Source organism: Nocardia sp. NPDC004573 (assembly GCF_053602135.1).
The window spans coordinates 55,178-61,794 of sequence record NZ_JBSGDA010000019.1; the positions used below are offsets into that span (position 1 = coordinate 55,178).

At 70.3% G+C, this 6,617-nt stretch carries 4 protein-coding genes; all 4 read left to right on the top strand.

Translation table 11 applies throughout. The features are described from left to right. The first annotated feature begins 2 nt into the window (after positions 1–2). The 4 genes from mftC (at position 3) to ACWEKR_RS25825 (ending at position 5,650) form a co-directional block, all read left to right on the top strand. Positions 3–1,544 carry a mycofactocin radical SAM maturase gene (gene mftC, locus ACWEKR_RS25810; RefSeq protein ID WP_452356653.1) on the top strand — a complete coding sequence of 514 codons (1,542 nt, stop codon included), beginning with the start codon at positions 3–5 and terminating at the stop codon, positions 1,542–1,544. A 231-nt stretch (positions 1,545–1,775) separates the two neighbouring features. After that, on the top strand, positions 1,776–3,176 hold the full coding sequence (gene mftF / locus ACWEKR_RS25815) for a mycofactocin biosynthesis glycosyltransferase MftF (RefSeq protein WP_452356654.1): 1,401 nt from the start codon (positions 1,776–1,778) through the stop codon (positions 3,174–3,176). Positions 3,177–3,273: 97 nt separating this feature from the next. Beyond that, the gene (gene mftG, locus ACWEKR_RS25820) at positions 3,274–4,725 is read left to right on the top strand and encodes a mycofactocin dehydrogenase MftG (RefSeq protein ID WP_452356655.1); all 1,452 of its coding nucleotides are present in this window, start codon (positions 3,274–3,276) and stop codon (positions 4,723–4,725) included. A gap of 484 nt (positions 4,726–5,209) precedes the next feature. After that, positions 5,210–5,650: a GAF domain-containing protein gene (locus ACWEKR_RS25825; RefSeq protein WP_452356656.1), complete on the top strand. Its 441-nt coding sequence runs from the start codon at positions 5,210–5,212 to the stop codon at positions 5,648–5,650. Positions 5,651–6,617: the final 967 nt, after the last annotated feature.

Sequence of the window (6,617 nt, forward strand, 5' to 3'; positions counted from 1 at the left end):
CGATGTTCGATCTCGATACCCGCTGGCAGCTGCACCCGCGCGTGGCGCTGCGTCCGGAGCCGTTCGGCGCGCTGCTCTACCACTTCGGCACGCGCAAGCTGTCCTTCCTGAAGAATCCGCGGATCGTCGAGATCGTCCGGTCGCTGCCGGAGCACGCGTCGGCCCGCACCGCCCTGCGCGCCGCGGGCGTACCGGAGGCCAGTGCAGGCGTGTATCTGAAAGCGCTGACCCAGCTCGCCGATTCGGACATGATCGTCGGCGCGCCCGCCGGTGCGCCTGCACCGGCTGCCGGGCCGCGCGAGCCCCGGGCGTCGGCGGTCGCGCCGTCGGACGCGGCCGTGCGCCTGGTGGATCGCTTCGAGTCCGGCCTCGCCGCGCCGATCTGCCTGACCTGGGAGCTCACCTACGCCTGCAACCTGTCCTGCGTGCACTGCCTGTCCTCCTCGGGTCGCCGGGATCCGCGCGAGCTGAGCACCGAGCAGTGCAAGGCGCTGATCGACGAGTTCGAGCGCATGCAGGTGTTCTACGTGAACATCGGCGGCGGCGAACCCACGGTGCGCCCGGACTTCTGGGAGCTGGTCGACTACGCGACCGCCCACCACGTGGGCGTGAAGTTCTCCACCAACGGGGTTCGCATCACGCCCGAGGTCGCGGCCAAGCTGGCGGCCAGTGACTACGTCGATGTCCAGGTGTCGCTGGACGGCGCCGACGCCGCGGTCAACGACGCCGTGCGCGGCCCCGGCTCCTACGCCATGGCCATCCGAGCGCTGGAGAACCTCGCGGCGGCGGGTTTCCGGGACGCGAAACTCTCGGTCGTGGCGACCAGGCACAACATCGGGCAGCTCGACCAGTTCCGCGCCATCGCAGAGAGGTACGGCGCCACCTTGCGGTTGACCAGGCTGCGGCCCTCGGGGCGGGGCGCGGACGTATGGGACGAGTTGCATCCGACGCCCGACCAGCAGCGCGTGCTCTACGACTGGCTGCTGCGCAACGGCGAGGGCGTGCTCACCGGCGACTCCTTCTTCCATCTGTCGGCATTCGGCCAGGCGCTGCCCGGCCTGAACATGTGCGGCGCGGGCAGGGTGGTCTGCCTGGTCGACCCGGTGGGCGATGTCTACGCCTGCCCGTTCGCCATCCACGACCGGTTCCGTGCCGGAAACGTGGTGACCGATGGTGGTTTCGAGACGGTCTGGCGCTCCTCGGAGCTGTTCGGCGAGCTGCGCGAGCCCAGCGGCGGCGGCGCGTGCGCGTCGTGCAGCCACTACGACGCCTGCCGGGGCGGCTGCATGGCGGCGAAATTCTTCACCGGGCTGCCCGCCGACGGTCCGGACCCGGAGTGCGTGCAGGGCTACGGCGAGGCGGCGCTGGCCGACTCCGAGCGGCTGATCCCGCGTTCGTCGGTCGACCACTCCCGACGGGTCACGCCGCGGGCGGGCGGACGCGGGAGCGGGCCGGTCCCGTTGATCTTGAGCGCGACGCGCCCGGCCGGATTCACGCCCGAGCGCCGCCCGGCGCGAGCCTGCGACGAGAGTCCGCTGGCATGACGCCACATAGTTTGCCAAAAGTGTGCTGATTGTGCGGAAGTGGGCGTTGTCCGTTCGCCGACCGGGTGGTAGCCGTTGCGTTGCCGGATGCTGGGGATCGGTACCGGGCGAACTCCCGGCATCCGGTGCGGCGCGCGTCGCTTCCGGTGCCGGGCCGGTTTCGCCCGGAAATCTGCCGTTTTTTCCGGACTGTTGATGTCTACCCGCGAAAGTCCGCCTAGCATGCCAGGAATGCGCCATGATCGCCTGCCCGACGGATTCGGGGTGCGGATCGATCCTCGGGTACGCGCATACTCCGGCGGGCGGGTCCTGATCGGCGGTTCGCCGACCAGGTTGCTGCGACTTGCCCCGGAGGCCGCCGAGATGATCGGCGACGGGTACCTCGAGGTGACCGGCCCGAAGTCTGCCGTCGTTGCCAGACGGCTGCTCGACTCCGGAGTGGCCAATCCCCGCCCGCGGCTGCTGCCCTCGCCGGAGGACGTCACCGTCATCGTGCCGCTGCACAACAACGCCGAGGGGCTGGCGCGGCTGCTGGCCGCGCTGCGCGGGCACAACGTCATCGTGGTCGACGACGGGTCCGACCAGCCGGTGCGGATCCCCCGCAACCGCGGCACCCGGTGCCGGGTGACCGTGCTGCGGCACGACCGCAAACAAGGCCCCGCTGCCGCCCGCAACGCCGGTTTACGGGCGGCGACAACCGACTTCGTCGCCTTCCTGGACTCCGATGTGGTGCCGCGCAGCGGATGGCTGGAAGTGATGCTCGGTCACTTCAGCGATCCGGGGGTGGCCCTGGTCGCCCCGCGCATCGTCGCGCTGGACCCGGAGTCCACCGCGCTGGCGCGCTACGAGCACACCCGCTCCTCGCTCGATCTGGGCAGGCGGGAGGCCGCCGTGCACTCGCGCGGACTGGTGTCCTACGTGCCGAGCGCGGCGCTGCTGGCGCGGCGCAGGGCGCTGCTGGAACAAGGCGGCTTCGACGACTCCATGCATGTCGCCGAGGACGTCGACCTGTGCTGGCGGCTGGAGCGGGCGGGGTGGCGGCTGCGCTACGAGCCCGCGGCACACGTGGCGCACGATCATCGGGTCTGCTTCCGCGCCTGGTTCGGCCGAAAGCTCTTCTACGGCACCGGGGCCGCGCCGCTGGGTGAACGGCACGCGGGCACGGTGTCACCCCTGTCGGTGCCGTCCTGGACGCTGCTGGCCACGTTCCTGTTCGCCACGCTCACCAAGTGGGGACTGTTCGGCGGCATCGTCACTTTGATCACCGCGTTGGCCCGGTTGCGCCGCGTCTTCGCCGGGCTCGACAACCCCACCCGGATCGCCGCGATCTATCTGGCCCGCGGTTTCTTCGCAGGGCTCTGGCGCGTGGCCTCGGCGATGTGCAGGCACTACTGGCCGATCACACTGCTGGCGATGATCTTCTCGCGGCGCGTCCGCCGCATCGCCATCACCATGGCCGTGGCGGACGGCTTGGCCGACTGGTTCACCCACCGCGACGCGGGCGGTCTGGATCCGGTGCGCTATGTGGTCTACAAGCGCCTCGACGACATCGCCTATGGCACCGGCCTGTGGCTCGGCGCGTACCGAGCGCGCAGCGTGGAAGCGCTGAAACCCACCACACCGTCGCGCTGATCGACCTGGACCGTCCACGATGACCTGGATCTTGCCCGCCCCCTCGCCCAGCCGCCCGGCGCGGCGGACCGGGCCGAGACACTGAACGGGAGTCCGAATGGCCGACACGCTCATCGTCGGGGGCGGTACCGCCGGGTGTGTCCTGGCGGAGCGGCTGAGCGCCGATCCGGCGCAGACGGTGCGGGTGCTCGAGGCGGGCCCGCTGTGGACCGGCCTCGACGCGATGCCCGCCGAGTTGCTGGACGCGGCGGCACTGCCGATCGGCCCGGAGGCGGGGTGGCTGTGGCGCTACGAGGTCGTCCTCGCCGAGGATCCGCCGGTGCCGGGCACGATCGTGCGCGGCAAGCTGATCGGCGGCTCGGGGGCGGTCAACGGCGGCTACTTCGTCCGCGCCCCGGCGGCGGATTTCGACGCCTGGGGGCGGGTGCTCGGCGGCTCGGACAGCTGGTCGTTCGAGTCGGTGCTCCCGTACTACTGCCGGGTCGAACGTGACCTGGACTTCGGCGATCGGCCCTGGCACGGTGCGCACGGCCCGATTCCCGTGGCGCGCACTTCGACTCCCGCTCCGGTCAGCGCGGCGTTCATGGACGCCTGCCGCGCCGCCGGGTTCGCCGAGGTGTCCGATCTCAATGCCCCGGACAGCGGGGAAGGGGTCGGCCTCGTGCCGTGCAATTGCGACGGAGGAAGACGGATCGGGCCGTCGATCGGCTATCTGCTGCCCGCGCTGACCCGCCCGAACCTGACCGTCGCCGGCGATACGTTCGTCACACGCATTCGCTTCGACGGCACCCGGGCGGTCGGCGTGGAGTGCGTGCGCGACGGCGAGAGCGGCGTCGAGTGGGCCGATCGCATCGTGCTGTGCGCCGGGGCGATCGAGTCGGCCGCGTTGCTGTTGCGCTCGGGCATCGGCGACCCGGGGCAGCTTCGCCCGTTGGGCGTCCCGGTGGTGCACGCCGCCCCGGTCGGCGCCTGGCTCGGCGACCATCCGGAAGTGGGGATCTCCTACCTGCTCGAACTGGCCGAGCCGCCCGCCGTCCCACTGGAGGCCGTGCTCGAGCTCGACGACGTCGAAATACGTCCGTACGCCGTGTCGTTCACCCCCGGCGTGCACAGGTTGGGCGTCACGCTGATGCGCCCGTGGTCGGCCGGAGTGCTCCGATTGCGATCGGCCGAACCGGACGTCGCGCCGCTGATCGATTACCGCTATCTCACCGCCGAGCCGGATCGCGCGCGGCTGCGCGACACGGTGGCGACCGCGGGCGGGTTGCTGCGACGAATGAACGCGCGGCCGGTGGACCCGATACCGCAGCCCGGGGAACTCGACGCGTGGTTACGCGCGAATCTCGCCACGTCGCAACATCTGTCCGGAACCTGCCGGATGGGCCGGGAGAACGATCCGGCGGCCGTGGTGGACGAGTTGTGCCGGGTGCACGGCGTCACCGGGTTGTCTGTGGTGGATCTGTCCATCGTGCCTGTGCCATTGAGCCGCGGACCGCAGGCCACGACCATGATGATCGCGGAAAAGGCAGCCGCACACCTGACCGAGTGAAGTGAAAGAAGAGTCGGTCACGTTATTCCGGGATGCGCACCGGGTGTGACCTGGCGGACAAAGCCGAACATCGGTCGTTACCGCCCTATCGGCGCCGGTACAGTTTGGGGCGGAAAGAAAGGCAAATGGTCAGCAACATCGCAGGTGGGCGACCCCCACGGCCGGGCGTCGAGCCGGGCGCCCAACTCGGTGCGCTCGAAGCCTACGCCGCGCAGGCGCACGGATATCTCAGTGCGGGCGGCGATCAACTTGCCCGGCTCGCCGGTTCGCTGCGCCCTGCCGTACTGGAGTCCTGGCTGCGTAGCCTGCGCGGCGGCGTCGACCCGATGGACGCGATCGACGGGCGCGGTCTGCGCGGCGCCGATCTGCAGCGCTATCTGCAGGCCCATCCGATCGCCGCGCTGATGCCACTGATCGACAAATTGCTCGTACAGGACACGGCCCGAACGGGTTTGATCGTCGTGACCGCCGATCAGTTCGGCCGGTGCTCTCGGTGCACGGCGGAGCCGAGCAGGTCGCCGCCGCCGCGGCGATCGGCCTGCGCGCCGGCGACGACCTCAGTGAACGACGCATCGGCACGAACGCGGTCGGCCTGGTGGTGCGCACCGGGCGCGCCGCGTGGATTCACGGCCCGGAGCACTTCCTGCATCGGATGCACCAGCTCACCGGTGCCGCGGCGCCGGTGCACGATCCGGACGGCAGGCTGGTCGGGGTGCTGATGATCGCGGGCGGTGTCCGTGTGGCGAAGCCGGAAATCCTCGCGCTGGTCAAAGCGACGCCACAGCCGCGGAAATGGACTTGCTGCTCAGCGCCATGCGCGCCGGGGAGCGCGGAACCGACGGTCACGGGCGGCGCGACGCCGCCCAGCCGCATCCTGCGGGCCGGCTCGGGCTCGACGTGCTGGGTCTCGGGCAGCCGCAGTTGAGCGTCGCGGACGATCGGGTGCCGTTGTCCCAGCGGCACGCCGAGATCCTCCTGCTGCTGGCCGAACACCCCGAAGGGCTCGGCGCCGATCATCTCGCCCTGCTGCTCGACGACACCGATCTGGACAACGGCACCATCCGCGCGGCCGTGTCCCGGCTGCGGGCGGTGGTGGGCCCGAGTGTCTTCGGCTCGCGGCCTTACCGTCTGTGCGTTCCGGTCGCAACCGATGTGGAGGCGTTGCGCGCCGCGCTCGATTCCGGCGATGTCGATTCCGCATTGCGCCTTTATGCCGGGCCGGTGCTGCCGCGCTCGACCGCGCCGGGCGTCATCGACATTCGCGACGAGCTCCGAGTCCGATTGCGCACCGCGGTGCTGGCGTCGGGAGACACCGCGGGGCTGCGCCGATGGACGGCGGGTCCGGAGGCGCGCGACGACGCCGCCGCGTGGGCGCCTATCGAGCTACGGTGGACCGGGATTCGCCGCTGTATGCGCAGATCGAGGCCAAGATCCGGGTGCTGGACCGCCGCCTGGGCGCCGATGCAACGCGAATGCAACGTTTCGGCTCATAATCTGCACAGCCATCGGCGTGGCATCGCGTCGCCGCGATCGTGTGCCGATCGCGCCGAGCGGTGTGCCTCCGACTTCCGGCCCTGGTAGCCGCGTTGGACGACCGTCCAGAAGTTTTTAGTGCAAATGGTTCCCTTTTATTAATGAAGCGCCTAATGTTCGCACTGCACGGATGAGGACCGTGTGACGTAGCTGACATAGCCGTGGCGCCCGCTCCACGGCGATGACGTTGGAGGATTGGCGGCTTTCGCGCGAGTGCGCTTCGCACCGCTCGCGCTCTCATCGAATCGCACGTGGTGGGCGACGCCATGCGCCCGGCCTGGGCAGCCGGGTGTGGCGGCTTCTTCGTGCTGCCCAAAAGCATTGGCGACAGCCGTTGTTCCGCCGGGTAGGAGGCTCTG

Coding starts and splice junctions, on each gene's coding strand:
- mftG (WP_452356655.1), top strand. CDS start 3,274: ATGGCCGACACGCTCATCGTCGGGGGCGGTACCGCCGGGTGTGTCCTG.
- mftF (WP_452356654.1), top strand. CDS start 1,776: ATGCGCCATGATCGCCTGCCCGACGGATTCGGGGTGCGGATCGATCCT.
- mftC (WP_452356653.1), top strand. CDS start 3: ATGTTCGATCTCGATACCCGCTGGCAGCTGCACCCGCGCGTGGCGCTG.